This is a genomic window from Pseudomonas sp. GR 6-02, from assembly GCF_001655615.1.
Classification (GTDB): Bacteria; Pseudomonadota; Gammaproteobacteria; order Pseudomonadales; family Pseudomonadaceae; genus Aquipseudomonas.
Genome location: NZ_CP011567.1, coordinates 5,581,503 through 5,605,165 on the forward strand (window position 1 = coordinate 5,581,503; position 23,663 = coordinate 5,605,165).

The following is a 23,663-nucleotide window of genomic DNA, read 5'->3' on the forward strand; positions in this document are numbered from 1 at the left end:
CTGGACATACCGGTAAGACCACAATAATTAAGTCCTGAATCTGATGCGCTTGGCGCACGGCAGCCAGGACACCGACCAGGATTCCTCCCATGCTCAGATGGTGCTCGCGTTCAATCTTCCTTCAAGTGGTTCTCGGACTGGTGCTCGGCATCGTCTGCGGGCTGACCTTTCCCGAATACTCCGCCCAACTCAAACCCCTTGGCGACGGCTTCATCAAACTGATCAAGATGCTTATTGGCCTGATCGTGTTTTGCGTGGTGGTTAGCGGCATCAGCGGTGCCGGTGACCTGAAGAAGGTCGGACGCATCGGCCTCAAATCGGTCATCTACTTCGAAATACTGACCACCATCGCCCTGGTGATCGGCCTGGTGTTCGCCTTCACAACCGGCATCGGCAGCGGCGCGAACATTCATCTGGAGCAGCTCTCCGCCGCCGACATGGGCGACATCGCCCAGCGCGGTCAGCACATGCACACCACCACGCAGTTCCTGATGGACCTGATTCCGACCTCGGTGATCGGCGCCTTCGCCGACAACAACATCCTGCAAGTCCTGCTGTTTTCGGTGCTGTTCGGCAGCGCGCTGAATCTGGTGGGTGAAGCGGCGTCGGGTATTTCCCGGCTGATCAACGAGCTGAGCCATGTGATCTTCCGCATCATGGGCATGATCGTGCGCCTGGCGCCGATCGGCGTCTTCGGCGCCATCGCCTTCACCACCAGCAAATATGGCCTGGACTCGCTGCAACACCTGGGCAGTCTGGTCGGCCTGTTTTACCTGACCTGCGCGGCATTCGTGGCGCTGATTCTCGGCCTGGTGATGCGCCTCTCGGGCCTGCGGATGTGGCCACTGCTCAAGTACCTGCGTGAAGAACTGCTGATCGTCATGGGCACCGCCTCTTCCGACGCCGTGCTGCCACAAATCATGCGCAAGCTTGAGCATCTGGGCATCGGCAGCTCCACGGTCGGCCTGGTGATTCCGACCGGGTACTCATTCAACCTTGACGGTTTTTCGATCTACCTGACCCTGGCCATCGTGTTCATCGCCAATGCCACCGGCACGCCGCTGGCCATGACTGACCTGCTGACGATTCTGCTGGTGTCGCTGATCACCTCCAAAGGTGCCCACGGGATTCCCGGCTCGGCGCTGGTGATTCTCGCCGCCACCCTGACGGCGATCCCGGCAATTCCGGTGGTGGGCCTGGTGCTGGTGCTGGCGGTGGACTGGTTCATGGGCATCGGCCGGGCGCTGACCAATCTGATTGGTAACTGCGTCGCCACGGTGGCCATTGCTCGCTGGGAAAAGGACATCGATATCCAACGGGCAAACAAAGTGCTGTCCGGCCAGGTGGGTTATACCTTCCAGCCGAGAAAACCGGTTGTCCCGGCACATCAGCAGGAATTTTAAACAGCGTGTGCCTGCCCACGGGCAGGCACATTTATCGCGATTTGGAGCGAACAGTGATTACCTCGTCAACCGTCGTAAATTCAGTGGTAGAAAAACTACGGGCCGCGCTGGCTCGCGGTCAGTGGCGTTCCGGCGACATGCTGCCGGGCCAGCGTGAACTGGCCGAACAACTGGGCATCAGCCGCCCAAGCCTGCGCGAAGCGGTGATCGTGCTGGAAACCCTCGGCCTGGTGCGCTCGATGCCGGGCAAAGGCGTGGTGGTGCTGGAGGCCAATCTCAGCGACAGCCAAAGACACGACAGCGCAGTCGCCGGGGCCAGCCTGGAAGACGTGCTGCAACTGCGCTACACCCTCGAACCGTTCATCGTCGGCCTGGTGGCGCAGTCCATCAGCAGCAAGGAAGTCGGGCAACTGCGCCTGACCCTGATGGACATGCGCGAAGCCCTGGAAGCCAATGACAGCGAGGCCGGTGTGAACGCCTACATCGCGTTCCACGAAGAGTTGTTCACCCTGACCTCGAACCCGATTTTCCAGAGCGTGGTGCAGCAGACCAGCAATGCCCTCAAGCAAAGCGCCGACGTGCTGCGCAATTCTCCGGAGCACTTGGCTGAGCGCCTTGAAGAAAGCGAAGCCATGGTACGAGCGATACGCAGCAAAAACAGCGCCCAGGCCAGCGCCGAAATGCGTCGGCACATCCTTCGGGAAGGTCAACGGATGGGCATCGAATTGAATATCCCGGACGACCACCTCGGCAGTTGACCCCCTCTTCGAACTGGAGACAGGCCATGAACAGCTTCGCCTCACCACAAACGCTTGTTGCCCTGCCCTTTCGTCCGCCGGTGGATGATCTTTATTCGCGAATCTTCGACGCCATTCTCGAACAGCGCATCAATGCGGCCAGTCGCTTTACCGAAGAAAGCCTGGCGCAGATGTTCGGTGCCAGGCGCAGTGACATTCGTGGAGTACTGACGCAGCTGTCCCATCAGCAGATCATCATCCTGCGGACCAATCATCGCCCCCGGGTCGCCGATCCCGATGCCGAACAGACCCGTCAGACGCTTCATGCTCGCCGTCTGACCGAAGTCACGCTAGTGAAACTTGCCTGCCAGCAACCTCGTGCGCAAAACCTGAAGCGCCTGCGAGCCTTGATCGAAAGCGAACGCCAATGCAAGGAGCGTGGTCCAGCGATCCGGTTATCGGGGGAGTTTCACTTACAACTGGCCGAAATGGCGGGAAATGCGCCGCTGGCGCATTTTCTTGGCAGTCTGGTGCCGCTGACTTCATTGGCGATTGCGCAGTATGACGCTCAGACCGGTGATTATTGCGGATGGCAGGAGCACATGGGGATTGTCGATGCGGTAGAACGTGGGAATGTGGTGATGGCCGAAATGTTGATGCACCGGCATCTGGATCATCTTGAGGAGGTACTGCTGCACTCCGGATCAGTACTCAGCCAGAATCGTGTTGCCGGGTAGATTGCCATCGCGAGCAGGCTCGATCCCACACTGGAAATGCATCCCCTTGTGGGAGCGACGGTGCGACGATTCGACCTGCTTGCGACGACGACATCGGGCCCGCTGAAAATGTCGGGGCTTACTGCGCCGCAACCCGCGCAAACCCCTCGCGAATCTTCTCCTCCGGCAACTCATCGGCAATGAACACGATCACGCTTTCGCGCGTGTCATCGTCCGCCCACTCGGTATCCCAATCGAAGCCGTACAGTTTCAGCACGCCCTGGAACACCATGCGCCGCGGCTCACCAAGAATGTTCAAAACGCCTTTGTAGCGCAGCAATTGCTTGCCATGGTCTTCCAGCAGTTCGTTCATGAACTCGCTGAGCTTGTCGATATCCAGCGGTTTGTCGGTACGCAGCACCAGGCTGGAAATGCGATCGATGGAGGGCGCCTTGCTCACCGGGCGCAAACTCACGCCACCACCGAGGTCGGCATTGAGGTTGAAGCCACGCACATCGAGCAATTCGGCCAGATCAATCTTGCCGTGGTCGACCACACGAATCGGCGCGCGACGGTTGATCCGGGTCAGGCGCTCGCTGAGGGCGGTGAAGGTCGGCTCATCCACCAGATCGCGTTTGCTCACCAGCAAGCGGTCGGCAAAACCGATCTGCGCCTGGGCAATGGTCTGGGTCAGGTGCAGTTCGGCATGAGCCGCGTCCACCAGGGTGATGATGCCGTCGAGGATGTAGCGCTCGCGCAGCTCTTCATCGATAAAAAAGGTTTGCGCCACCGGGGCCGGGTCGGCCAGACCAGTGCATTCGATCACCAGGCGGTCAAAGGCGATTTCGCCACTGTCCAGGCGCTCCAGTAGCAGATACAGCGCTTTGGTCAAATCGGTGTGGATGGTGCAGCAGACGCAGCCGTTGGACAGCGTCATCACTTGCACTGGCTCGTCGCCCAACAGTTGGGTGTCGATGCCGGCGTCACTGAACTCGTTTTCGATCACGGCGATTTTCAGGCCGTGCTCGGCTTTGAGCAGGTGGCGCAACAAGGTGGTTTTGCCAGCGCCGAGAAAGCCGCTGAGGATCGTGACAGGGATTGGCGCTAACAAAATAAGATCTCCCGGACGCAAAAAAACTGTAGGAGCCAGGTTTGCCGGCGAAAGCATCTTGAAGATCGCCTTCGCCGACAAGCCCTGCTCCTACAGTGATGTGTTACCTAAACCGCGTACATCAACAGCACTTCGGTCCACCCTTGCCGCCGTAGCGAGCCTCTTGGCGCTCCCGAAAGAACGCCTCGTAACTCATCACCGGTTTGTCCGGGTGTTTGGTTTGCATATGCTCGACGTAGTTGTCGTAGTCGGGCATCCCGACCATCAGGCGCGCGGCCTGACCGAGGTATTTACCGAGGCGGCTCAGGTCATTGAACATGGTGCAATCCTCAGGTTACGCATCCGGCAGAGCCTGGAATGGCGATTCTTTATCCGTGCGTTCTTTGGTGCCCCAGGCGGCAATACCGACCTTGAGCGCATAGAACAGGATGCTGAACACCACGAACAGGAACAGCGCGGTCAGCGTTGCGTTGGTGTAGGCGTTGTAGATCACGTGCTGCATCTGCTCGATGCTCTTGGCCGGAGCGAGGATCTGACCGCTGGCCAGGGCATCACTGTACTTCTTGGCCAGCGACAGGAAGCCGATCGCCGGGTTGGCGTCGAACAGCTTGATGAAGCCTGCAGTGGTGGTGCAGATCAGCAACCAAACGGCTGGCAGCATGGTGACCCAGATATAGCGTTGGCGTTTCATTTTGATCAGCACAACGGTTGCCAGCATCAGCGCGATACCGGCCAGCATCTGGTTGGAGATACCGAACAATGGCCACAAGGTGTTGATGCCACCCAGCGGATCGATCACGCCTTGGTACAGCAGGTAGCCCCACATCGCCACGCAACCGGCGGTGGCGATCAGGTTGGCGGTCCAGGACTCGGTGCGTCTCAGCGCCGGTACGAATGAGCCGAGCAAATCCTGCAGCATGAAACGCCCGGCACGGGTGCCGGCGTCGACCGCGGTGAGGATGAACAGTGCTTCGAACAGGATCGCGAAGTGGTACCAGAACGCCATGGTGTTTTCGCCCGGCAGCACGCTGTGCAAGATCTGCGCGATACCGACCGCCAGGGTCGGCGCACCGCCGGCACGGGCCAGGACGGTGGTTTCACCGATGTCCTTGGCTACCGCTTGCAACGCTTCCGGCGTGATGGCAAAGCCCCAGTTGCTGACCGCTGTCGCTACCGCCACCACATCACCGCCGACAACCGCGGCCGGGCTGTTCATGGCGAAATAGACGCCCGGCTCGATCACCGAAGCGGCCACCATCGCCATGATCGCCACGAAGGATTCCATCAGCATGCCGCCGTAACCGATGTAGCGAGCGTTGACTTCGTTATCCAGCAGCTTCGGCGTGGTGCCGGAAGCAATCAGCGCATGGAAACCCGACACTGCGCCACAGGCAATGGTGATGAACAGGAACGGGAACAGCCCGCCCTTCCACACCGGCCCGGTGCCGTCAATGAACTGGGTCAATGCCGGCATTTTCAGCACGGGCATGGTGATCAGAATGCCGATCGCCAGGGCGACGATGGTGCCGATCTTGAGGAACGTGGACAGGTAATCGCGAGGCGCCAGAATCAGCCACACCGGCAACACGGCCGCGACAAAACCGTAGCCGATCAGCATCCAGGTGATCTGGACCCCGGTAAAGCTGAACGCCTTGGCCCACACCGGGTCAGCGGCGATCTGCCCGCCCAGCCAGATCGAACCCAGCAGCAACGCCACGCCGATCACCGAGATTTCACCGATACGGCCCGGGCGGATGTAGCGCATGTAGACGCCCATGAACATCGCGATCGGGATGGTCGCCATCACCGTGAAAATGCCCCACGGGCTCTCGGCCAGGGCCTTGACCACGATCAGCGCCAGCACCGCGAGGATGATGATCATGATCAGGAAGCAGCCGAACAGCGCGATGGTCCCGGGGATGCGGCCCATTTCTTCACGGACCATGTCGCCCAGGGAGCGACCGTTGCGGCGGGTGGACATGAACAGGACCATGAAGTCCTGAACCGCACCGGCCAGCACCACGCCGGCAATCAGCCACAGCGTACCGGGCAGGTAGCCCATCTGCGCCGCCAACACCGGACCGACCAGCGGCCCCGCGCCGGCGATGGCCGCGAAGTGGTGGCCGAAAAGAATGTGTTTGTTGGTCGGCACATAGTCCAGACCGTCATTGTTGATTACGGCAGGTGTAGCCCGACGCGAATCGAGTTGCATCACATTGTTAGCGATGAACAGGCTGTAGTAGCGGTATGCGACAAGATAGATAGCGACGGCTGCGACAACGATCCACAAGGCGTTGATCGCCTCGCCTCGACGCAATGCCACTACGCCCAGGGCGCACGCTCCTACGACTGCCAGCAGCAGCCAGGGTAAGTGGCGTAGCGGGCTATTATTATTTTTCATTTTATGATTCCAGCCAGAGTGGACAAGAAAGACAGCCATCTCGAGTTTAGCGCTACTGGCGGCAAAGACCATAGTTCGACATCAGTCTAGAGCCATCACTGTGCTGGCAGCCTCCGGCAATGCAGGTCTATAGTCAGCGAACCTTTACGAGGATTGCGCCATGAGCGAACAACCTGCCGATCGCCGCCGCTTCAGACGTATTGCGTTCGATGCCCGAACCGAGCTGAGCCAAGGGGAATTCACCTGGCCGGTGCGGCTGATTGACCTGTCGCTCAAGGGACTGCTGGTCGAGAAGCCCGAGCCATGGCTGGGTAATCGGGAATGGCATTTCCTGGTCGACATTCATCTCAACGATGACCTCGCCATCAAGATGGATGTGCAACTGACCCACGATGACCATGGCCAGCTCGGGTTCGTCTGCAAACACATCAGCCTGGAATCCATCGAGCGCCTGCGACGGTTGATTGAGTTCAACCTGGGCGATCCCCGGGAACTAGAGCGCGAATTGGGTGCCCTGATCGAAGCCTGAAGGCCTCCTCCTCCCTTCAAGTACCAGCATACAAGCGAGCCTGCTCGCTCCCACAGGGTTTGTGTCCCGTTTACGGTTTATTCGAACAGTGCGTCGAGGGCCTGTTCCAGGCGCGTCACGGCGATAATCTGCAACCCCGGCGGCGGCTCTTTCGGCGCGTTGCCCTTGGGCACGATGGCGCGTTTGAAGCCGTGCTTGGCCGCCTCTTTCAAGCGCTCCTGGCCACTCGGTACCGGGCGTACTTCACCCGACAACCCGACTTCGCCAAACACCAGCAGATCGTGCGGCAGCGGCCGGTTGCGCAAACTGGACATGACCGCCGCCATCAGCGCCAGATCAGAAGCGGTTTCCAGGACCTTCACACCACCGACCACGTTGAGGAACACGTCCTGATCGTGGGTCGGGATGCCGCCGTGGCGGTGCAAAACCGCCAACAACATGGCCAGGCGATTCTGATCCAGACCGAGCGTCACCCGGCGCGGGTTGGCCAGGTGGCTGTCATCTACCAGCGCCTGGACTTCCACCAGCATCGGCCGGGTGCCTTCCCACGTGGCCATGACCACACTGCCCGGGACTTCTTCCTGAGCGCGTGTCAGGAAAATCGCCGAAGGGTTGGAGACTTCTTTCAGTCCTTTGTCGGTCATGCCGAACACGCCCAGTTCATTCACCGCGCCGAACCGGTTTTTCACCGCCCGCAGCAAACGCAGGCGCCCATCGGATTCGCCTTCGAAATACAGAACGGTGTCGACCATGTGCTCCAGCACTCGGGGGCCGGCCAGCGCACCTTCTTTAGTGACATGGCCCACGAGGAAAATCGCCGTGCCGCTTTGCTTGGCGTAACGCACCAGCAATGCCGCACTTTCGCGCACCTGGGAGACGCCCCCCGGTGCCGACTGCAGTTGCTCGGTGAAGATCGTCTGAATCGAGTCGATCACCATCACCTTGGGCTTTTCCTGCCGGGCGGTGGCAATGATGGTTTCAATACAGGTTTCAGTCATCACCCGCAGTTGATCCTGAGGCAAGCCCAGCCGCCGGGCACGCATGGCCACTTGTTGCTGGGACTCTTCGCCGGTGACATACAGCGCCGGCATGCTCTTGGCGAGGTTGCACAAGGTTTGCAACAGAATCGTCGACTTGCCGATGCCGGGGTCACCACCGATCAACACCACCGAGCCATCCACCAGGCCGCCACCCAAAACTCGATCGAGCTCACTGGACGCCGTGGAAAAACGCGGAATTTCTTCGACGCTGACTTCGGCCAGGGTCTTGATCTGTGCCTGCTGGCCGGTCCAACCGGTGCGACCGCTGGGGGCCGCGGCGGCGCCACTCTCCACCATGGTTTCGGTCAGCGTGTTCCAGGCTCCGCATTCGCCGCACTGGCCGGCCCACTTGGGGAAGGTTGAGCCACACTCGGTGCAGCCGTACATGCGCTTGGCCTTGGCCATCTGAACTCCCGGCAAAAACCGCGATGATAGCTCAGCTGACGCGGATCAGCGCGGCGCCGCCGTGCGGATTTCACCGCTGGCCAGACGCGCGGCACTGTTGCCCAACGGATCCTCGGCGTTCAGGTCCGCCCCTTTGGCCTTGAGTGCGTCGAGCAACTCGACGCGCTTGAACAACCCGGCATACATTGCGGCAGTCTGCCCGGCGCCGTTGCGTTGGTCGGGGCTGCAATTGGCGGCCAGCAGGGTTCGAGCGATCTGCACTTCGCCTTTGAAAATCGCGCCCATCAGCGCGGTATTGCCGCGTTGGTCCTGAGCGCAGGCGTCCGCCCCGGCCGCCAACAAGCGCTCCACGGCAGCCCCCTGACCGTGATAGGCGGCCAGTATCAACGCGGTGTAACCCTTGCTGTCGCGGGTGTCGAGGGAATAGCCGGCCTCGATGAAAGTCTCGAGCATCGGCACATCCCCCCTTCGGGCGGCATCGAAATAGTAATCCTGTAATTGCGCTTTCAGCGCCTCGGGGTCCTTCGAGACTTGCGCGTCAGGACCGGCGAATACACCGAACGACACGCACGCCAGAAACACAGACAGATAAACACGCATGGCGGGACTCCTTGGTCAGACGGGACCTCGTACGAGGCCCCGCTTCAGGCAGATAGATCAGTCGACCAGTTTGGCCGCCAACGCCTTGACCCGGGCCAGATCACCCTTGGCCACTTTGGTTACGCCTGTCCCGTATTCCGGGTCGGCCTTGTACAGGAAGGACAGAATGATGTGCTTGCTCTCGTCATCGGTGGTGGCCAGGGAGCCGCCGAAGCTGTCGATCAGGTCCTGACGTTCCTTCTGGTTGAACGAGCGATACAGATCACCGGCCTGCTTGAAGTTCTGCTCACGTTGAATCTTCGCCTGCTGCGTGCTGCCCGACAGGGTCGACTGGCTGTAACGCGCAGTTTGCGGTTCCTCACGGGGCAGCAGACGGCTCGGCTGGTAATTCACCCCCGTGCTGCTGGCGCCGATGTTCATCGCACCATCCTGATTACCGTTGTTCACGGCGACTTTCGGTGCGTTGATCGGCAACTGCAGTGCATTGGCCCCCAGGCGATACAGTTGGGTATCGGCATACGAGAACACTCGCCCCTGCAATAAGCGATCTTCCGAAGGCTCGATACCCGGAACCAAGTTGGCCGGTGCCATCGCCACTTGTTCGGTTTCCTGGAATACATTCGCCGGATTACGGTTCAATACCATCTGTCCAACTTTTCGCTCAGGAACACCGGGCCAGATCTTGGTGGCGTCCAATGGATCGAAATCAAACTTGGACAAATCTTGAGGATTTAGAACCTGGACGTACAAGTCCCACTTCGGAAAGTCCCCCTTGTTAATATGAGCAACCAAGTCGTTGGTCATATGACTGTAATCTTGACCTTGAACATTGGCGACTTCTTTAGGAGTGAGATTTTTTATTCCCTGCAAACTTTTCCAGTGAAACTTTACATAGTGAACCTCACCCTGGGCGTTAACCAACTTGTAGGCATGCACACTGTTGCCGTCCATCTCCCGATAACTGGCCGGGGTGCCGGAGTTGGAATACAACTCGGTCAAGGTGCGAGTGGCTTCCGGAACATGAGAGAAGAAATCGAAACGACGGGAGTCATCGTCAAGATTGGTGCGCGGGTCCGGCTTGAAGGCATGGACCATGTCCGGAAACTTGATGGCGTCCCGAATGAAGAAGGTCGGGAAATTGTTGCCGACCAGGTCCCAGTTACCGTCGGCGGTGTAGAACTTGGTGGCGAACCCCCGCGGGTCACGCAGGGTTTCCGGGGAGTGGTTGCCATGGACCACTGCGGAGAAACGCACAAATACCGGTGTGCTCTGGCCGCCGGCGAATACCTTGGCCTTGGTCAAGTCACTGAGGTCGTCAGTCACGGTGAACGTGCCATGGGCGCCAGTGCCACGGGCATGCACCACACGCTCAGGAATGCGTTCACGGTCGAAACGCTGGAGCTTCTGAATCAACTGTACGTCTTGCAACAGCACCGGCCCGGTCGCGCCGGCGGTTTGCGAATTCTGGTTATCGCCGACAGCGGCACCATTATCACGGGTCAACGTCGCAGCGTTGATGGAGAAGGACAGCAGGCTGACGCTCAGAACGCCGAAGGTACGACGGAGGGGAAAAGCCCCGAGGCCAAGGGGAGTTGTCATGGAAGTTTCCTCTGGTTTTATTAAGCGCATCCTGGTGCGCACCACAGAGGCTAGTGACCCAAAGGCCAAAACATAAATAGAAATCCCGTACCGGGCCGATAGCGAAAAGGTTCTGGAAAGCCCGGTCTAGAGCGGGTAGACGCGCGCGAAGAGTGGATTTTTGTAAACTAATAACCGGAAGTTGTGTCGATAGACACGGGCATTGTAAGAAGGCGTTTCAAGCAAGGGGCGCTTTGCTGATTTACACTGCGTTCACCAACCTCATCTGTAACAAGGAAATAACCTATGGGCGTGATAAGTGAGTTCAAGGCCTTCGCGGTCAAAGGTAATGTGGTCGACATGGCCGTCGGTATCATCATCGGCGCTGCCTTCGGCAAAATCGTTACGTCATTTGTCGGCGACGTGGTGATGCCGCCAATCGGCTTGCTGATCGGTGGGGTGGACTTCAGTGATCTGGCCATCACGCTCAAGGCCGCTAACGGTAATGTCCCGGCAGTGGTGCTGGCGTATGGCAAGTTCATCCAGAGCATGATCGACTTCATCATTGTCGCCTTCGCGATCTTCATGGGCGTCAAGGCCATCAACCGCCTGAAGCGCGAAGAGGCCGTTGCGCCAACCCTGCCGCCGGTTCCGACCAAGGAAGAAGAATTGCTGAGCGAGATCCGCGATCTGCTCAAGGCTCAGAACAATCGGCCCTGATCGCTGATTGCCCAGAGAAACGGCGCCTTCGGGGCGCCGTTCGTTTACCAGTAGGTTTCCACCGCCACTTGGCCAGGTCGGCGACTGAGGCTCAAGTGCATGTCCCGTTGTTTCAGCAGCTTGCGCGTCTCATCGATCATCTGTGGGTTACCGCAGAGCATCACCCGCGAATGCTCGGCTGTCAGCGCTACACCGGCCGTCTGTTCCAGTTCGCCATTCTCGATGAGGCTGGTGATCCGCCCGTTCAAGGCACCCGGATGCTGTTCGCGGGTGACGGTGGGAATGAATTGCAGTTTGTGCGCGTACTCGGCCAGGTAGTCACGCTGCGCTAGCTCCGCAATCAATGCCTGGTACGCCAGCTCCCGCGCTTCGCGCACGCTGTAGACCAGGATGATTCGTTCGAATTTCTCCCAAACTTCGAAGTCCTGCAGGATCGACAGAAACGGCGCCACGCCCGTGCCTGTGGATAACAACCAGAGATCACGGCCATCGACGAAGCGATCCAGCGTCAGATAACCGAAGGCCTGACGGTCGACCAGCAGCGTATCGCCAGCTTCCAGCCGACTCAGCTCACTGGTGAATTCCCCTCCCGGCACAACAATAGAGAAGAACTCAAGGAACTCGTCATAGGGCGAAGAGACCATGGAATAAGCCCGCCATACCGTGCTGCCGTCTGTCTTGGTGACACCCAGCCGGGCGAACTGCCCCGCTCGGAAACGAAAGCCCGCATCCCTGGTGGTACGCAGGGTGAACAGGTTCGGAGTCAACGGCTGGACCTCAAGCAAGGTCTGACGAGTGAATTTTTCAACACTGGCAGTCATGGGCCGCTCCGATCAACAGATGACACCAGTGTCCCCCAAAGCAGACGACGTAAACACCGATGGTTTGTAGTGTTATTCGTGCAGAGACTTGGGCAGTGCAATAAAGAACTAGTACCGGAGTGTTGATTTTGTATAACCCTAAAACAACGCTAAGAACTAGTTATGCAGCTACAGGATTTTTCAAGAGCAAAATAGTTCAGCATGCTTGTAAGAATTCTCCTACACTCTGGGACGTGCCGGATCTTGGATCCAATCGGCACCCCCCAAGAAATTCCGCATGGAGTTACCAAATGAAAGTGTGGAAGGAGTCACAGCTAACACAGCTTTCTTGCGCTCAAAAAATAGAGACCGCGTACGAGATATCGCTTAACCTCGTTAAAAATATGGGCTTTAATTTTTGTGCATTTTCAATAACATCCCCAACAACAGGGACACACCGCCATAAGATAATCCTGAATAATTACCCTAGCGAATGGAACACGAAATATCAAAACGAGCATTACGATACGGTTGATCCAATACTAGCCCACTGCTGCGGCTCCGAAGTACCGATTCTCTGGCAAGAAGAGTGCTATTCAAAAACACCACGGCTGTGGCAAGCGCAAAAAAACCAGGGGTTGCACTACGGTTGGTCCCAATCCGTTCATGATAAGAACGGGCTTTGCAGCATCCTGAGCGTGGCCAGAACCCATTGCCCGATTACCGCATATGAACTGTACAAAAATCTGGGCTACGCGATGTTTATCAACCGTCACCTGCACGGGATTATCGCGAAAGACCTGCCGGCCTCCTCGCTGAAGCCGCCCACAACGAGTTTGTCATGCAGAGAAATCGAGGTGCTGAAATACTCAGCCGTGGGCAAGACGGCCTGCGAGATCGCAATCATCCTCTGCGTGAGCGAAAGCACTGTGCGTTTCCATATAAAGAACGCCATCCACAAACTTGGCGTCAATAACAAGATCGCGGCGGTGATCAGGGCAGCGAAAGCTGGCGTCATCTGAAACTGTTCGAATCAGGTAATCCCTGCAAGTAATCCAGACCAAAAAAACGTACCATCTGCGCTCCATCCCGAGTGATGTCGTGTGAAGCGTCCACGACGCAGTCCGCTCGGATGGCTCCGCCCGCTACAACGTCCGGCGGCCACTCGTTGATTATCTCCGCTGACTACCCAGAGCCCTCCGCCTCATGCCTCTGCTCGAAACTTCTTTCGCCCAACTCGACCTGATCCGCCAGCCAGAACAGCAGAACGAACCGCTGCAAGCGTTTGATGCCGCAGACGAATACCTGCTCAATCATCTGGCCGGGCAACAACCGACGGCAGATACTCGCGTACTGGTGCTCAACGACAGCTTCGGCGCATTGGCCGTTAGCCTTGCGGGCAAGGTCCGAGTGACCAGCAGCGGCGATTCATTTCTGGCCTTTCAGGGGCTCGAAAAAAACCTCATGCGCAATGGCCAGGCGTTTGATGCGGTGCCGAGCGTACCAGCCAGCGAAGCGTTCGTCGGGCCGTTTGACCGAGTATTGATCCGGGTACCGAAAACCCTGGCCTTGCTGGAAGAGCAACTGATCCGGCTACAGGGTCAATTGGCTCCCGGTGCTCAAGTGATTGCCGCGGCGATGGTCAAGCACCTGCCACGTGCCGCGGGCGATCTGCTGGAGCGCTACATCGGCCCGGTGCAAGCCTCGCTGGCCGTGAAGAAGGCTCGGCTGCTGATCGCCACGCCCGAAGCCAAAGCCCCCGCTGTCTCTCCATACCCGACGCGCTATCGACTCGACACGCCTGCAATCGAACTGCTCAATCACGCCAACGTGTTCTGTCGCGAAGGGCTGGATATAGGCACACGAGCCTTTCTGCCGCACTTGCCGAACAACCTCGGCACAGCGCGGGTCGCCGATCTGGGGTGTGGCAACGGCGTGCTGGCGATCGCCAGCGCCCTGCAAAACCCCGAGGCCCATTACACATTGGTGGACGAGTCATTCATGGCCGTGCAATCGGCCGCTGAAAACTGGCGCGCGGCGCTGGGTGACCGTGACGTGATCGTGCGTGCCGGCGATGGGTTGGCGGGGCAGGAACCCCAATCCCTCGACGTGGTGCTGTGCAATCCGCCATTCCACCAACAACAAGTGGTCGGCGATTTCCTGGCCTGGCGGATGTTCCAGCAGGCGCGCGAAGCGCTGGTGGTGGGCGGCGCGCTGTACATCGTCGGCAACCGTCATCTGGGCTATCACAGCAAGCTTGCGCGGCTGTTCCGCGGCGTCGAACAAGTGGCCGCTACTCCCAAGTTCGTGATTCTCAAGGCACGCAAATAAAAGCAGGCAAAAAAAACCCTCCGTCGCAGGAGGGTTAAAAATCCGTGCCGCAAGGCAACGGGATGGGAATTTCAGTGGGTGCTCAGGCCCGCGGCATTCATGAACATGCGCATCAGCGTGGCCACGATGAACAGTGCCCCAACGCTGCCGGTCCAGATCAACGCCAGCCAGCCGAGTCGTTGCCAAAGCGGCTTTTTCTCTGCGGCTTCGATTTCCTGCAAATCAGGTTTGCCAGCCATCATCGCGTTCTCCTCTGCAACGGCGCAGGTATCAACCTTGCGCCGTATTCGTATGGGCTAGTGGTAACCGTCTTCATGGGTGACCTTGCCGCGGAACACGTAGTAGCTCCAGAAGGTGTAACCCAGGATGAACGGGATGATGAACAGCGTGCCCACCAGCATGAAGCCCTGGCTCTGCGGCGGTGCGGCAGCGTCCCAGATCGAGATCGACGGCGGCACGATGTTCGGCCACAGGCTGATACCCAGACCGCTGTAGCCGAGGAAGATCAGCACCAGGGTCAACAGGAATGGCGTGTAATGCGCATTGCGAGCCACCGCGCGAATCAGACCGTACAGGGTTACCAGCACCAGAATCGGCACCGGCAGGAACCAGAACAGATTAGGCAGGGTGAACCAGCGTGCGGCGATCTCGGCGTGGGCCAACGGCGTCCAGACGCTGACGATGCCAATCACCGCCAGCAACACGAAGGCCAATGGTCGCGCCAGGTCATGCATCTGCTCCTGCAGCTTGCCTTCGGTCTTCATGATCAGCCAGGTGCAACCGAGCAGCGCATAAGCCACTACCAGCGCCGCGCCACAGAACATCGTGAACGGCGTCAGCCAGTCGAGTGAACCACCGGCAAACTGACGATTGACCACCGGCAGCCCATCGATGAACGCACCCAATGCCACGCCCTGGAAGAAGGTCGCGGCGATCGAACCACCGATGAATGCCTTGTCCCACAAGTGGCGCTTGGCGTCCTTGGCCTTGAAGCGAAACTCAAAGGCCACGCCACGGAAAATCAGCCCGATCAGCATGAAAATCAGCGGCAGGTACAACGCCGAGAGCACCACCGAATAGGCCAGCGGGAAGGCGCCGAACAATGCCGCGCCGCCCAATACCAACCAGGTTTCGTTGCCGTCCCAGACCGGGGCGACGGTGTTCATCATCACGTCACGGTCGGTCTTGCCCTTGATGAACGGAAAAAGAATCCCGATCCCCAGGTCGAAGCCGTCCATGACCACGTACATCATGATGCCGAAGATGATGATCACGGCCCAGATCAGCGGAAGATCAATACCCATGATTCAAATCTCCTTGGTCAGGCTGTGGTTGTGATCGCCGTCACCGTTGTCGTCGGCGGCGGACAGCGGACGGGCCGGCGTGCGCTTCTGGCCAGGACCGCCTTCGTTGGTTTCCTTGCCTTCGTCGATCTTCGGCCCTTTGCGCACCAGGCGCATCATGTAGCCAAGACCGGCACCAAACAGCGCGAAATACACCACGACGAACATGATCAAGGTGATGCTCATCTGCACGAAGCTGTGCCCGGAGGACGCATCCGCCGTGCGCATCAAGCCGTAGACCACCCACGGCTGACGGCCGATTTCAGTGGTGAACCAGCCAGCGAGAATCGCGATCAGGCCGGATGGGCCCATCCACAGTGCCAGATACAGGAACGGACGCGAGGTATACAGCGTGTCGCGCTTGCGCAGCCACAGGCTCCACAAACCGGTGAAGATCATCAGGAAACCCAGGCCGACCATGACCCGGAACGACCAGAACACGATGGTCGAATTCGGCCGGTCTTCAGGCGGGAACTCCTTGAGCGCCGGCACCTGTTTGTCCAGGGTGTGGGTCAGGATCAAGCTGCCCAGGTACGGAATCTCGACCGCGAATTTGGTCTTTTCGGCTTTCATGTCCGGCCAGCCGAACAGGATCAACGGGGTCGGCTCATCGCCGACATTTTCCCAGTGACCTTCAATCGCAGCGATTTTCGCCGGCTGGTGCTCGAGGGTATTGAGGCCGTGGAAGTCACCGATGACGGCTTGAATCGGCGCCACGATCAGTGCCATCCACATGGCCATCGAGAGCATGGTGCGGATGGCCGGGTTGTCCTTGCCGCGCAGCAAATGCCAGGCCGCCGACGAACCGACGAAGAAGGCGGTAGCGACGAACGCCGCCGTGGCCATGTGCATCAGGCGGTAAGGGAACGACGGGTTGAAAATGATCGCCAGCCAGTCCACTGGAATGACTTGGCCGTTGACGATTTCGTAGCCCTGCGGGGTCTGCATCCAGCTGTTGGAGGCGAGAATCCAGAAGGTCGAGATCAGGGTACCGATGGCGACCATGACGGTGGCGAAGAAGTGCAGCTTGCGCCCGACCCTGTTCCAGCCGAACAGCATGACGCCGAGGAAGCCGGCTTCGAGGAAGAACGCAGTGAGTACCTCGTAGGTCAGCAACGGCCCGGTCACGGAACCGGCGAAATCCGAGAAGCGGCTCCAGTTGGTGCCGAACTGATAGGCCATGACCAGGCCGGACACCACGCCCATGCCGAAGTTGACGGCAAAGATCTTCGACCAGAAATGGTACAGATCGCGGTAGGTGTCGTTGTGCGTCTTCAGCCACAGGCCTTCGAGTACCGCCAGGTAACTCGCCAGGCCAATGGTGATGGCCGGGAACAGGATGTGGAACGAAATGGTGAACGCGAACTGAATCCGGGCGAGATCAAGTGCCTCCAAACCGAACATAAGTCTTCCTCTGTCAGGTAATACTGGCTGAAGGCTTGCGGCCTACACCCACTGCCCCCACGGTTATGGAGTGTGGCGAATTTGAACTCGTTCTTTTTCTACCATCATCACAACGTAGGGAATCTGGCCATCTGGCCTCCGGATCATTTCCACGAAGGGTCTTGATCTGGATCAAGCAACGTTGAAAGAGTAGTCGCATTTTTACCGATGGACGGTGTGGTCTATTGCCGCGTGACAGGTTGCCTCACGGGTTTGGTCATGCGTTGCAATGCATTCCCTGTGGCGAGGGAGCTTGCTCCCGCTCGGCTGCGCAGCAGTCGTAAAATCGGGTAACGCGATGTGCCTGTGGTGTGGGGTAGCAGGTTCGGGGCTGCTTCGCATCCCAGCGGGAGCAAGCTCCTTCGCCACAGGGAATTTGTATGTTCTGAGAGATCGGTGTCTAGCTAACTAAATTTTCCGTGCTCGCAACTCCTGGTTACAGGTTGGTGATAATCTCGCCCTTCCCCTCACCCAGACTTGCCTTCAGATGCCCAGCCAAGCGCCCCTGCTGTTACGTCATCACCGCCCTTTTATTGCGTTCTGGCTGGCTCGGGTATTTACCGCCAGCGGTTTTCAAATGCTGACCGTGGCCATCGGCTGGAATCTGTATCAACTGACCGGCAACGTGCTCGATCTGGGTCTGGTGGGTCTGGTGGAATTTGCCCCGCGGGTGTTGTTCATGCTGCACACCGGGCATGTGGCGGATCGCTATGACCGGCGCAAGGTCGCGGCGATCTGTCAGTCCGTGCAAGCGCTGATCGCCCTGTCGCTGGCCATCGGCAGCGCGACGGACCAAGTCACCCGGGAGATGATCTTCATCCTCGCATTCCTGCTCGGCGCCGCCCGCTCCTTCGAGATGCCGACCACCCAGGCCTTGCTGCCGAGCATCGTCCCCAGTGCCTTATTCCCGCGCGCGGTTGCTGCCGCGCAATCTGCGCAGCAATCGGCCACCATCGTTGCCCCGGCGCTGGGCGGTTTGCTTTACGCCTTCGGCAGCGTCTGGGTGTATGGCCCGACGGTGATCCTCTACCTCATCGCCTGTGCGCTGATGCTTAACCTACCGGCTCGGCAGACACCGTTGAACAAGGGCAAGGCAACCCTGGATTCGCTGCTCGCAGGCATCCGCTTCATTCGCAGCCGTCCGGATATTCTCGGGGCGATTTCCCTGGATCTGTTTGCCGTCTTGCTGGGTGGCGCGACTGCGCTGCTGCCGGTGTTCGCCAAAGATATTCTGCTGACCGGCCCTTGGGGTCTGGGCCTGCTGCGTTCGGCCCCGGCGGTGGGCGCACTGCTGATGTCGCTGTTTCTGGCGCGATTTGCCGTGGAACGCAACGTCGGACGGGTGATGTTTACCGCCGTGGGTGTATTCGGCGTGGCGACCATCGCTTTCGGCCTGTCGACTTCGTTCTGGTTCTCTCTCGCTGTGTTGGTGGTTTTAGGCGCGGCAGACATGATCAGCATGGTGATCCGCGCCTCGTTCGTGCAGCTGGAAACCCCGGACGAGATGCGCGGCCGGGTCAGTGCCGTGAATGGCTTGTTCATCGGTGCTTCGAATCAGCTCGGCGAATTCGAGTCTGGCTTGACGGCCCACTGGTTCGGCACCGTACCGGCCGTGGTGATGGGCGGCATCGGCACACTGATAGTGACCGGGGCCTGGGTCAGACTGTTCCCGACCCTGGCCAACCGCGACCGCATGCATATGCCAGTGGAAGAGGTCAGGGCCTGAAGCAGTCTTCTACACCAGCAATTCCCCCGCCACCGCCGACCGCGTGGCTTTGCCGCAGAGTTGCTCCACCAGCGTCAGCGCAAACTCCAGTGCGGCGCCCGAACCCTGGGCGGTGATGCAGTTGCCATCGACCACCACCGGTTGATCGACGAAGTTGCAGCCCGACAATTGATGGCTGACGGAAGGCAGGCACGTCATGCGCCGCTGACGCAGCACGCCAAAAGTCTGCAGCGCCAGCGCCGGCGCTTCGGCAATGCCGGCGAACAAGCGCCCGGCGGCGACCTGGTCCTTGATCAATTGTTGCAGGGGTTGGTGGGCCGCCAAATGCTGCGCCCCCACGGCGCCGCCGGGCAAAACGATCAAGTCGAAGGGTTGGGCCAGCAAATCGATCAGCATCGCATCGGCGGTCAGGCGGGTGCCGCGCGCGCAGGTCAGCATGCGCCGCGACTCGATACTGGCCACCACCACTTCAACCTTGGCGCGGCGCAGAACATCGATCAGGGTCACGGTTTGCAGATCGTCGATGCCCTCGGCGAGGGTAATCAGGGCTCTAAAGGTCATGGGCGCGGTCCAGAGAATGATCTTTAAAGCGTAGTCAGCTTTCCTGCCCCTTGTTCGAGCCGGGCCGTTACTTGATGTAAAGCTGCGTCGACATCGTGTTGCCCGGCGCGTTGATGGAGGTGTTGCTGAATGTGAAGATGCCGTCCTGCTTGCCTGCCAGGTTGAAGATGTACAGATAGCCGACAGTTTTTTTCCCGGCTGAGCACTCGGTCAGGTTGCCGGTATCAAAAGCACAGACAGGGGTCCGGGTGCCATCCACTTCGAAACCGTCCAGGGCAACATGGGCTTCGCGACCGTAACCGACTTCCAGCACGTACACCTTGATGTTCGGCCCCTGGTGATCGCAACGGGTCTGCTCCTGCTTGTCCGCAATATCTTCAAAGCCACAGTTGGGCGACTCGACCTTGAGCACCTTGACCTGACTCAGTGGTGGAGCCGACGCTGCCGAGGCGGTTTGGGCACCCAGGAACAACGCGATCAACATCGTGAATACGGCAACCACGCGCGTGCTCATGTACTTCATATTCCGCCCTTCCCTGCCCTAAAAAAACAGCGCGCAGTATGGCGCAGTTCCCTTTTTGGCAAAACATCGACGACGATCGCAGCCATAAGCAGCCATGGCTCCACGCTGCTGGTATGATGCGCGGCTTTTTCCGACCCACAGAAAATTCCCAGGCGCCTACGGCGGTCTGTGCTTTGCTGTTGAGGTCGATACATTCACGGCGCCGGGCGCGCCACGGGGAGCAGACATGCTGGAAAGGCTGTTTCAACTCAAGGCACACAACACCAACGTGCGGACCGAGATTCTGGCGGGCGTCACGACCTTTTTGGCCATGGCCTACATTCTGTTCGTCAACCCGAGCATCCTCGGCGAGACCGGCATGGACAAAGGCGCGGTGTTTGTCGCCACCTGTCTGGCAGCCGCCATCGGCTCGACGACCATGGGCCTGATCGCCAACTACCCGATCGCCCTGGCACCGGGCATGGGCCTGAACGCCTTCTTCACCTACACCGTGGTCCTGCACATGGGCCACACCTGGCAAGTGGCGCTGGGTGCGGTGTTCCTCTCGGCGGTGATGTTTTTCCTGCTGTCGATCTTCCGCATCCGTGAATGGATCATCAACAGCATCCCGTTGGCGCTACGTTCGGCGATTGCCGCCGGCATCGGCCTGTTCCTGGCACTGATCGCCCTGCACAACGCCGGCATCGTCGTCAGCAACCCGGCGACCATGGTCGGCCTCGGCGACCTGAAGCAACCGGCGCCGATCCTCGCAACCCTGGGCTTTGCCCTGATCGTTGCCCTGGAGGCCCTGAAAGTGCGCGGTGCGGTGCTGATCGGCATTCTGTCGGTGACCATCGTTTCCATCCTGCTGGGCTTCAGCCCGTTCGGCGGCGTGATGTCGATGCCACCGTCGCTGGCACCGACCTTCCTGCAACTGGACATCAAAGGCGCACTGGACATCGGTCTGGTCAGCGTGATCTTCGCGTTCCTCTTTGTCGATCTGTTCGACAACTCCGGCACCCTGATCGGCGTCGCCAAGCGCGCCGGCCTGATGGGCAAGGACGGCCACATGCCGAAAATGGGTCGTGCCCTGATCGCCGACAGCACCGCGGCCATGGCCGGCTCGTTGCTGGGCACCTCGACTACCACCAGCTATATCGAATCCGCAGCCGGCGTGAGTGCCGGTGGCCGCACCGGCCTGACCGCCGTCGTGGTGGCGATTCTGTTCCTGCTGGCGCTGTTCTTCGCACCACTGGCCGCCAGCGTACCGGCCTTCGCCACCGCACCTGCCTTGCTGTTCGTCGCCGTATTGATGACCTCGGGGCTGGCGGAAATAGACTGGGACGACATCACCGTTGCCGCGCCAGTGGTAGTCACCGCGCTGGCTATGCCATTCACTTACTCCATCGCCAACGGCATCGCGTTCGGATTCATTTCCTGGACCGCCATCAAGTTGCTGTCCGGCCGTGGCCGTGAGCTGAACTCGGCGTTGGTGGTTTTGTCGATTCTGTTCGTGATCAAGTTAGGTTGGTTCAACGCATGACTTTTGATTCCCAGGCCTACGCCGTTCAGCTCGAAGAAAAGGTCACGCGCCTGCGTGATCTGCTGGCCCCGTTCGGTGCGCCCGAGCCTGCGGTGTTCGATTCGCCGCTGAAAAACTTCCGCCTGCGTGCCGAATTCCGCCTGTGGCGTGAAGCCGGCGAGCGCCACTACGCAATGTTTTCCCAGGAAGACAAACGCACGCCGATCCTGATCGAAGAGTTCCCGATCGCAAGCCTGCGCATCAACCAGTTGATGCCGCAGCTCAAGGCGGCGTGGCAAGCGAGTGCAGCCCTGAGCCACAAACTGTTCCAAGTGGAGTTCCTGACCACGCTGGCCGGCGATGCGATGATCACCCTGTGCTACCACCGCCCGCTGGACGAGCACTGGCACGCGGCGGCGTCGAAGCTGGCAGCCGACCTGAACGTCAGCATCATCGGTCGCTCCAAGGGCAAACGCGAAGTGATCGGTCACGATTACGTGGTCGAGCAACTTGAAGTCGGCGGCCGCACCTTCAGCTATCGCCAGCCGGAAGGCGCGTTCACCCAACCCAACGGCACGGTGAACCAGAAGATGCTCAACTGGGCGTATGACGCCCTTGGCGATCGTTCCGACGACTTGCTGGAGCTGTATTGCGGCAACGGCAACTTCACTTTGCCGCTCGCTACGCGCGTGCGCAAAGTGCTGGCCACCGAAATCAGCAAGACCTCGGTCAACGCAGCGCTCAGCAACCTGAGCGAAAACGCGGTGGATAACGTCACGCTGGTGCGTTTGTCTGCCGAAGAATTGACCGAAGCCCTGAACGAAGTTCGCCCGTTCCGTCGCCTGCACGGCATCGACCTCAAGAGCTACGAGTTCGGTAGCGTGTTCGTCGATCCGCCCCGCGCCGGCATGGACCCGGATACTTGCGAACTGACCCGGCGCTTCGACAACATCCTCTACATTTCCTGCAACCCGGAAACCCTCGCGGCCAACATCGCCCAACTGAACGACACTCACCGCATTACTCAATGCGCGATGTTCGACCAGTTCCCGTGGACCCATCACATGGAATCCGGAGTGTTGTTGACCCGTCGTTGATTGCTTCCCCCTACAAATCAGCCGTCCCTGGGACGGCTTTTTTGTGGGCGATCAAAGAGCCGTATCGACCTTGCGTGGGCGACCGCCCTTCTTGCCGTTGGCCCGAGCTGCCTCGGCTTTGGCGGTGCTGCTCTGACGGCCATTGCGCGAGGCGACCACCGAGGCCGCCATATCCATCAGCGGCTTGCTCGCCGAAATCAAACCGGCGATGGACACCTGCAGGTCCTTGCCTTCATGGCAAAGCGCGGCTCCGGCGAAACCGATTTTCAAACCGGCGAAATCCTCGGTCTCAAAACCATCGAACTCTGGATAGTTTTTCACTGGCAACAACACACCGCTGCCATCCTCGAAACCGACGGCGAGACATGGATCGAGAAAGATCACCGTCGTTGCATTCAATCCACTGCGACGGCGTAACTCGCCACTCTCGATCGCTTCGTCCAAAACGCCTTCGGTCACAGGGTGATCTACCTGCATTTTTGCACTTATCGTTTTCATAATTCGATCTCCACGCCCTCCGGTGCTCCCATCAGCGTCAATAAGGTCTTGTTTCCTTCAGGCTCATAGCGAGCCGAACCAATCATGTAAGTCGTGCTGGCAACCCTCTTCATCACGACCACTTCATTGCCCTGCCAATCCCATAACTGATTGTCGAGGCAGGCCGTCTGCAATTTGCTCCACCAGATGCCACGGGCTCGCCGCAAATGGGCAGGTTGCCTGAGCGCCTGGCGTAACCCCTCCAGCATGGCCAGAGGAGGTCTATGCGAATGAGGAATGACATCCCAGAGATCTACGCCGTTGTGCCAGAAGCTGAACCGAAAGCGTGCGCTCCATGTGCCTCCATCGACGTGAACGTGTGGTGGGCAATGCTCGTCACGCAACATGACTACCAGTGACAATCCCTTGTAGCGGCATACATTCATGCTAACCCATCCGTTAGGTTATAGAATCCGAAGATTCGCCATTCCTTGAAAAACCCGATAACTGGCGCTAACCGTTCGATCAGCTGACCACGTTTGAGCCTAGCGTTTCAGGTCGACCGTCCCCTGCCAATCAGGGCAAAAAAGAGTAAGCAATCCTTTCACTGCCAATATCTGG

The 23,663-nt window shown here is 59.2% G+C and carries 24 protein-coding genes; 10 read left to right on the top strand and 14 right to left on the bottom strand.

Annotated features, from left to right (window positions below):
* The first annotated feature begins 89 nt into the window (after window positions 1-89).
* From PGR6_RS24695 to PGR6_RS24705, 3 genes are read left to right on the top strand one after another with little or no spacing between them, the layout of a single operon-like run.
* Window positions 90-1,403, top strand: a complete 1,314-nt coding sequence (locus tag PGR6_RS24695; protein WP_064620482.1) for a C4-dicarboxylate transporter DctA — start codon at window positions 90-92, stop codon at window positions 1,401-1,403.
* Between the two features lie 53 nt (window positions 1,404-1,456).
* Window positions 1,457-2,161: a FadR/GntR family transcriptional regulator gene (locus PGR6_RS24700; protein ID WP_064620485.1), complete on the top strand. Its 705-nt coding sequence runs from the start codon at window positions 1,457-1,459 to the stop codon at window positions 2,159-2,161.
* Between the two features lie 26 nt (window positions 2,162-2,187).
* Window positions 2,188-2,877 (top strand): GntR family transcriptional regulator, encoded by a 690-nt coding sequence (locus tag PGR6_RS24705; RefSeq protein ID WP_018925863.1) that lies wholly within the window; start codon window positions 2,188-2,190, stop codon window positions 2,875-2,877.
* A gap of 118 nt (window positions 2,878-2,995) precedes the next feature.
* Here PGR6_RS24705 and yjiA read toward each other — a convergent pair whose 3' ends face one another.
* From yjiA to PGR6_RS24720, 3 genes are all read right to left on the bottom strand, one after another.
* Entirely contained in the window at window positions 2,996-3,967 is a 972-nt protein-coding gene (yjiA, locus tag PGR6_RS24710) for a GTPase (RefSeq protein ID WP_026286390.1), read from the bottom strand.
* 121 nt (window positions 3,968-4,088) lie between these two features.
* A complete protein-coding gene (locus tag PGR6_RS24715; RefSeq protein ID WP_007937254.1) occupies window positions 4,089-4,286 on the bottom strand; it encodes a YbdD/YjiX family protein in 198 nt (65 codons plus the stop codon).
* Window positions 4,287-4,301: 15 nt separating this feature from the next.
* Window positions 4,302-6,368: a carbon starvation CstA family protein gene (locus tag PGR6_RS24720; protein WP_064620488.1), complete on the bottom strand. Its 2,067-nt coding sequence runs from the start codon at window positions 6,366-6,368 to the stop codon at window positions 4,302-4,304.
* Window positions 6,369-6,528: 160 nt separating this feature from the next.
* Here PGR6_RS24720 and PGR6_RS24725 point away from each other — a divergent pair, with 160 nt between their 5' ends.
* Complete coding sequence (locus PGR6_RS24725; RefSeq protein WP_064620492.1) at window positions 6,529-6,897, top strand: PilZ domain-containing protein; 369 nt, start codon at window positions 6,529-6,531, stop codon at window positions 6,895-6,897.
* A gap of 77 nt (window positions 6,898-6,974) precedes the next feature.
* Here PGR6_RS24725 and radA read toward each other — a convergent pair whose 3' ends face one another.
* Genes radA through katB form a run of 3 tightly spaced genes read right to left on the bottom strand, consistent with a single transcriptional unit; the run spans window position 6,975 to window position 10,541 of the window.
* Window positions 6,975-8,342 (bottom strand): DNA repair protein RadA, encoded by a 1,368-nt coding sequence (gene radA, locus PGR6_RS24730; RefSeq protein ID WP_064620495.1) that lies wholly within the window; start codon window positions 8,340-8,342, stop codon window positions 6,975-6,977.
* Window positions 8,343-8,387: 45 nt separating this feature from the next.
* Window positions 8,388-8,942: an ankyrin repeat domain-containing protein gene (locus PGR6_RS24735; protein WP_018925821.1), complete on the bottom strand. Its 555-nt coding sequence runs from the start codon at window positions 8,940-8,942 to the stop codon at window positions 8,388-8,390.
* A 57-nt stretch (window positions 8,943-8,999) separates the two neighbouring features.
* Window positions 9,000-10,541 (bottom strand): catalase KatB, encoded by a 1,542-nt coding sequence (katB, locus tag PGR6_RS24740; RefSeq protein WP_064620499.1) that lies wholly within the window; start codon window positions 10,539-10,541, stop codon window positions 9,000-9,002.
* Between the two features lie 285 nt (window positions 10,542-10,826).
* Between katB and mscL the strand changes: the two genes are divergently transcribed.
* A complete protein-coding gene (gene mscL / locus PGR6_RS24745) occupies window positions 10,827-11,240 on the top strand; it encodes a large-conductance mechanosensitive channel protein MscL (protein WP_018925819.1) in 414 nt (137 codons plus the stop codon).
* 44 nt (window positions 11,241-11,284) lie between these two features.
* Here mscL and PGR6_RS24750 read toward each other — a convergent pair whose 3' ends face one another.
* Window positions 11,285-12,061, bottom strand: coding sequence for a ferredoxin--NADP reductase (locus PGR6_RS24750; protein ID WP_064620502.1), 777 nt, complete (start codon window positions 12,059-12,061; stop codon window positions 11,285-11,287).
* A 290-nt stretch (window positions 12,062-12,351) separates the two neighbouring features.
* On the opposite strand from PGR6_RS24750, the gene PGR6_RS24755 reads away from it, so the two are divergent.
* Window positions 12,352-13,062, top strand: a complete 711-nt coding sequence (locus PGR6_RS24755; RefSeq protein WP_064620506.1) for an autoinducer binding domain-containing protein — start codon at window positions 12,352-12,354, stop codon at window positions 13,060-13,062.
* Between the two features lie 184 nt (window positions 13,063-13,246).
* Window positions 13,247-14,371 carry a methyltransferase gene (locus PGR6_RS24760; protein WP_018925816.1) on the top strand — a complete coding sequence of 375 codons (1,125 nt, stop codon included), beginning with the start codon at window positions 13,247-13,249 and terminating at the stop codon, window positions 14,369-14,371.
* 71 nt (window positions 14,372-14,442) lie between these two features.
* Here the strand turns inward: PGR6_RS24760 and PGR6_RS24765 are convergent, their stop codons facing one another.
* From PGR6_RS24765 to PGR6_RS24775, 3 genes are read right to left on the bottom strand one after another with little or no spacing between them, the layout of a single operon-like run.
* A complete protein-coding gene (locus tag PGR6_RS24765; RefSeq protein ID WP_064621357.1) occupies window positions 14,443-14,610 on the bottom strand; it encodes a DUF2474 domain-containing protein in 168 nt (55 codons plus the stop codon).
* A gap of 57 nt (window positions 14,611-14,667) precedes the next feature.
* Window positions 14,668-15,675, bottom strand: a complete 1,008-nt coding sequence (gene cydB / locus PGR6_RS24770) for a cytochrome d ubiquinol oxidase subunit II (protein WP_018925814.1) — start codon at window positions 15,673-15,675, stop codon at window positions 14,668-14,670.
* Window positions 15,676-15,678: 3 nt separating this feature from the next.
* On the bottom strand, window positions 15,679-17,118 hold the full coding sequence (locus PGR6_RS24775) for a cytochrome ubiquinol oxidase subunit I (protein ID WP_018925813.1): 1,440 nt from the start codon (window positions 17,116-17,118) through the stop codon (window positions 15,679-15,681).
* A 526-nt stretch (window positions 17,119-17,644) separates the two neighbouring features.
* On the opposite strand from PGR6_RS24775, the gene PGR6_RS24780 reads away from it, so the two are divergent.
* Window positions 17,645-18,883, top strand: coding sequence for an MFS transporter (locus PGR6_RS24780; RefSeq protein WP_064620509.1), 1,239 nt, complete (start codon window positions 17,645-17,647; stop codon window positions 18,881-18,883).
* 9 nt (window positions 18,884-18,892) lie between these two features.
* On the opposite strand, the gene PGR6_RS24785 is transcribed toward PGR6_RS24780, so the two are convergent.
* Window positions 18,893-19,444, bottom strand: a complete 552-nt coding sequence (locus PGR6_RS24785; protein WP_064620512.1) for a DJ-1 family glyoxalase III — start codon at window positions 19,442-19,444, stop codon at window positions 18,893-18,895.
* A 67-nt stretch (window positions 19,445-19,511) separates the two neighbouring features.
* Window positions 19,512-19,958 (bottom strand): DUF4879 domain-containing protein, encoded by a 447-nt coding sequence (locus PGR6_RS24790; RefSeq protein ID WP_167331177.1) that lies wholly within the window; start codon window positions 19,956-19,958, stop codon window positions 19,512-19,514.
* Between the two features lie 235 nt (window positions 19,959-20,193).
* Between PGR6_RS24790 and PGR6_RS24795 the strand changes: the two genes are divergently transcribed.
* Together PGR6_RS24795 and trmA are read left to right on the top strand one after the other, a co-directional pair.
* Complete coding sequence (locus PGR6_RS24795) at window positions 20,194-21,489, top strand: NCS2 family permease (RefSeq protein ID WP_018925809.1); 1,296 nt, start codon at window positions 20,194-20,196, stop codon at window positions 21,487-21,489.
* Window positions 21,486-22,565, top strand: a complete 1,080-nt coding sequence (trmA, locus tag PGR6_RS24800) for a tRNA (uridine(54)-C5)-methyltransferase TrmA (RefSeq protein WP_064620515.1) — start codon at window positions 21,486-21,488, stop codon at window positions 22,563-22,565. Before PGR6_RS24795 ends, trmA begins: the two co-directional genes overlap by 4 nt.
* A 51-nt stretch (window positions 22,566-22,616) precedes the next feature.
* On the opposite strand, the gene PGR6_RS24805 is transcribed toward trmA, so the two are convergent.
* A complete protein-coding gene (locus tag PGR6_RS24805) occupies window positions 22,617-23,063 on the bottom strand; it encodes a DUF2442 domain-containing protein (RefSeq protein WP_064620518.1) in 447 nt (148 codons plus the stop codon).
* Window positions 23,060-23,488: a hypothetical protein gene (locus PGR6_RS24810; RefSeq protein WP_064620521.1), complete on the bottom strand. Its 429-nt coding sequence runs from the start codon at window positions 23,486-23,488 to the stop codon at window positions 23,060-23,062. The genes PGR6_RS24805 and PGR6_RS24810 overlap by 4 nt, the downstream gene beginning before the upstream one ends.
* Between the last annotated feature and the right edge of the window lie 175 nt (window positions 23,489-23,663).

What these genes read in the sequence shown, in the direction of transcription:
- PGR6_RS24785 (WP_064620512.1), bottom strand. Translation starts at nt 19,444, where the DNA reads ATGACCTTTAGAGCCCTGATTACCCTCGCCGAGGGCATCGACGATCTG.
- PGR6_RS24750 (WP_064620502.1), bottom strand. Translation starts at nt 12,061, where the DNA reads ATGACTGCCAGTGTTGAAAAATTCACTCGTCAGACCTTGCTTGAGGTC.
- PGR6_RS24765 (WP_064621357.1), bottom strand. Translation starts at nt 14,610, where the DNA reads ATGGCTGGCAAACCTGATTTGCAGGAAATCGAAGCCGCAGAGAAAAAG.
- PGR6_RS24760 (WP_018925816.1), top strand. Translation starts at nt 13,247, where the DNA reads ATGCCTCTGCTCGAAACTTCTTTCGCCCAACTCGACCTGATCCGCCAG.
- PGR6_RS24755 (WP_064620506.1), top strand. Translation starts at nt 12,352, where the DNA reads ATGAAAGTGTGGAAGGAGTCACAGCTAACACAGCTTTCTTGCGCTCAA.
- mscL (WP_018925819.1), top strand. Translation starts at nt 10,827, where the DNA reads ATGGGCGTGATAAGTGAGTTCAAGGCCTTCGCGGTCAAAGGTAATGTG.
- PGR6_RS24715 (WP_007937254.1), bottom strand. Translation starts at nt 4,286, where the DNA reads ATGTTCAATGACCTGAGCCGCCTCGGTAAATACCTCGGTCAGGCCGCG.
- radA (WP_064620495.1), bottom strand. Translation starts at nt 8,342, where the DNA reads ATGGCCAAGGCCAAGCGCATGTACGGCTGCACCGAGTGTGGCTCAACC.
- trmA (WP_064620515.1), top strand. Translation starts at nt 21,486, where the DNA reads ATGACTTTTGATTCCCAGGCCTACGCCGTTCAGCTCGAAGAAAAGGTC.
- PGR6_RS24790 (WP_167331177.1), bottom strand. Translation starts at nt 19,958, where the DNA reads ATGAGCACGCGCGTGGTTGCCGTATTCACGATGTTGATCGCGTTGTTC.
- PGR6_RS24805 (WP_064620518.1), bottom strand. Translation starts at nt 23,063, where the DNA reads ATGAAAACGATAAGTGCAAAAATGCAGGTAGATCACCCTGTGACCGAA.
- PGR6_RS24735 (WP_018925821.1), bottom strand. Translation starts at nt 8,942, where the DNA reads ATGCGTGTTTATCTGTCTGTGTTTCTGGCGTGCGTGTCGTTCGGTGTA.
- PGR6_RS24720 (WP_064620488.1), bottom strand. Translation starts at nt 6,368, where the DNA reads ATGAAAAATAATAATAGCCCGCTACGCCACTTACCCTGGCTGCTGCTG.
- katB (WP_064620499.1), bottom strand. Translation starts at nt 10,541, where the DNA reads ATGACAACTCCCCTTGGCCTCGGGGCTTTTCCCCTCCGTCGTACCTTC.
- PGR6_RS24810 (WP_064620521.1), bottom strand. Translation starts at nt 23,488, where the DNA reads ATGAATGTATGCCGCTACAAGGGATTGTCACTGGTAGTCATGTTGCGT.
- PGR6_RS24775 (WP_018925813.1), bottom strand. Translation starts at nt 17,118, where the DNA reads ATGTTCGGTTTGGAGGCACTTGATCTCGCCCGGATTCAGTTCGCGTTC.
- PGR6_RS24705 (WP_018925863.1), top strand. Translation starts at nt 2,188, where the DNA reads ATGAACAGCTTCGCCTCACCACAAACGCTTGTTGCCCTGCCCTTTCGT.
- PGR6_RS24780 (WP_064620509.1), top strand. Translation starts at nt 17,645, where the DNA reads ATGCCCAGCCAAGCGCCCCTGCTGTTACGTCATCACCGCCCTTTTATT.
- PGR6_RS24725 (WP_064620492.1), top strand. Translation starts at nt 6,529, where the DNA reads ATGAGCGAACAACCTGCCGATCGCCGCCGCTTCAGACGTATTGCGTTC.
- cydB (WP_018925814.1), bottom strand. Translation starts at nt 15,675, where the DNA reads ATGGGTATTGATCTTCCGCTGATCTGGGCCGTGATCATCATCTTCGGC.
- PGR6_RS24795 (WP_018925809.1), top strand. Translation starts at nt 20,194, where the DNA reads ATGCTGGAAAGGCTGTTTCAACTCAAGGCACACAACACCAACGTGCGG.
- PGR6_RS24695 (WP_064620482.1), top strand. Translation starts at nt 90, where the DNA reads ATGCTCAGATGGTGCTCGCGTTCAATCTTCCTTCAAGTGGTTCTCGGA.